Annotated in this window: 2 protein-coding genes; one reads left to right on the top strand and one right to left on the bottom strand. The window is 71.8% G+C overall.

All coding sequences use genetic code 11. The features are described 5' to 3' along the window. Nucleotides 1-1,127: DEAD/DEAH box helicase (locus G6028_RS07995; protein ID WP_182658562.1), on the bottom strand; the 1,127-nt coding region annotated here is incomplete at its 3' end. A 239-nt stretch (nucleotides 1,128-1,366) separates the two neighbouring features. Between G6028_RS07995 and G6028_RS07990 the strand changes: the two genes are divergently transcribed. Next, nucleotides 1,367-2,638 (top strand): HAMP domain-containing protein (locus G6028_RS07990; RefSeq protein ID WP_182658561.1); only part of this gene is annotated, 1,272 nt, incomplete at its 3' end.

The raw sequence follows: 2,638 nt of genomic DNA, 5'->3' as shown, positions 1-2,638 counted from the left end.
GGGAGCACGATCTCGCCCGCCGTCACGCCGGCCGAGCGCAGCAGCGAGCGCACCTCACGGACCTGGTCGGAGGTGGCCACGGTGACCACGGTGCCGACGGCACCCGCGCGTGCGGTCCGGCCCGAGCGGTGCACGTACGCCTTGTGCTCGGCGGGCGGATCGGCGTGGACGACCAGCCCCACGTCGTCGACGTGGATGCCGCGCGCGGCGATGTCGGTGGCCACGAGCACGCTCGCCTGGCCGGAGGAGAACGCGTCGAGGTTGCGCACGCGTGCGTTCTGCGACAGGTTGCCGTGCAGATCCACGCTGGTCACGCCGCGCCCGGAGAGCTGCTTGGCCAGGCGCTTGGCGCCGTGCTTGGTGCGGGTGAACATGACGGTCCGCTCGTTCACGCCGGCGAGGTCCGCCAGTGCGCGGACGCGGTCGTCCGGGTCCACGTGGAAGACGTGGTGTGCGGTCGCGCCGGGGGTGGCGGAGCCGTCGTCGACCTCGTGCACGACCGGGTTGTCGAGGAACTTGCGGACCAGCTTGTCCACACCCTGGTCCAGCGTCGCGGAGAACAGCAGGCGCTGGGCACCCTGAGGCGTGGCCGCCAGGATCCGGGTGACTCCCGGGAGGAAGCCGAGGTCGGCCATGTGGTCGGCCTCGTCGAGGACGCTCACCTCGATCGAGTCCATGCGGCAGTGCTTCTGGCCCATGAGGTCCTCGAGCCGGCCCGGGCAGGCCACCACGATGTCGACGCCCTGGTCGAGCGCGCTGACCTGGCGACCCTGTGAGACGCCGCCGAAGATCACGGTGGTCTTGAGGCCCATCGCGCGGGCCAGCGGCGCGAGGGTCTCGTCGATCTGACGGGCGAGCTCGCGGGTGGGGGCCAGGATGAGCCCGCGGGGGGAGTTGCGCTTACGTCGGCCGCCGGCGGGCGCGGAGGCGGCCAGGCGGGTGACCAGCGGGAGGCAGAACGCGTAGGTCTTGCCGGAGCCGGTGCGGCCGCGGCCCAGGACGTCGCGTCCGGACATCGCGTCGGGCAGCGTCGCCGACTGGATGGGGGTGGGGGTGACGATGTCGACGCCCGTGAGGACGTCGAGCAGGGATGAAGGAACGCCGAGATCGGCGAAGGAACGTGACAAGGGAGGAATCTCCGTACATAGATGGGGCGTCTTGCCCGGCGCGCTCCTGGGTTACCGCGTCGCTCGGAAGCGACGCGCCCGGTGCGCGACCACGGGAGGTCGACATCCGATTCGGCCCGAGGCAAGAGTGGTGCGGGCCGACTCGCCCACCCTACGCCCCACCGGGCCCCGGACCACGGTTCCCGCCCCGAGTGTGACGAGGTCCTCACTTCGGGGCCCGCAGATGGCACGATGTGACCGTGCGACTCGACCTGTCCCTGCTGCGCCGCCCGGAACTGGGCTCGGTGCTGCTCGGACGGGGGACGGAGTCAGCGCGACTGCGCACCATGAGGGTCCGGGTGCTGCTCGTCCTGACGCTACTCGGTTCCAACCTCGTCGGCGTGGCCGTCGCCGCCGTGCTGATCCTCTTCGTCCTTCCGGGTCCCACCCTTCCCTCCGGGGAGTTCATGGTCCCCACGGCGGTCGTCGTCCCGGTGTATGTGGCGCTGGCGACGATCGTGGGGACGATCTGGGTGCGTGGAGCGGTCCACCGGCGTGTCGGGTGGTTCCTCGACGGCCGCGAACCCACGGACCGCGAGCGGGTGTGGACCCTCCGGTTGCCCGGCCGGATGACGCTGATCCAGGCGTTCCTGTGGCTGTTGGGCGCGGCCGTGGTCACGCCCGCCTTCGGGGTGATCGACCCCGAGGCGATCCCGTCGGTCGGGTTCACGATCGTCTTCTCCGGAATGGTCGTCTGCGGTGTGGCGTTCCTCTTCGCGGACTTCGGACTGCGTCCCGTCGCCGCGGTCGCCCTGGCCGGAGGTCCGGTTCCCCGCGGCCGGTTCCTGGGTGCGATGACGCGGCTCCGCGTGGCCTGGGCGGTCGGCAGCGGGGTGCCGATCGCGGGACTAATCATCGTGGCGATCTACACGTTGGCGGGCCGGGCCCTGTCGCTGGAACGCCTCGCCGTCATCGTGATCGTGCTCGGCGCCACCTCGCTCCTCGCCGGATTCCTGCTCGTCTCGCTGGGCACGGGGTCGGTCCTCGGCCCGCTACGCAGTCTCCGCTGGGCCATGGAGGACGTCACGGACGGTACGCTCTCCCGGCGGGTGGTGGTCTACGACGGCACGGAACTCGGCGAGCTCCAGCGCGGGTTCAACCGGATGGCGGCCGGGCTCCAGGAACGCGAACGGCTCCGGGATCTGTTCGGCCGCCACGTGGGTCGCGACGTCGCGGAGGCGGCCGAGGAGCGGGACCCCGAACTGGGCGGCAGCGCCTCCCAGGTCGGCGTCGTCTTCGTCGACATCATCGGGTCCACGGAGATGGCGGTGCGGTCCGAGGCCTCGGAGGTGGTGGACGTCCTCAACCGGTTCTTCCGGGTGGTCGTGGAGACGGTCGAGGAGTACGACGGCGTCGTGGACAGCTTCCTCGGCGACGCCGCGCTCGTGGTGTTCGGTGCGCCGCGGGCGATGGACGACCCGGCGTCCGCCGCACTGGCCTGCGCCCGGGTGCTCGGCGAGCGGCTGCCGGCC

The organism is Dietzia cercidiphylli, from assembly GCF_014145145.1.
GTDB lineage: Bacteria > Actinomycetota > Actinomycetes > Mycobacteriales > Mycobacteriaceae > Dietzia > Dietzia natronolimnaea.
This window is presented reverse-complemented; position numbering and strand designations above follow the sequence as displayed.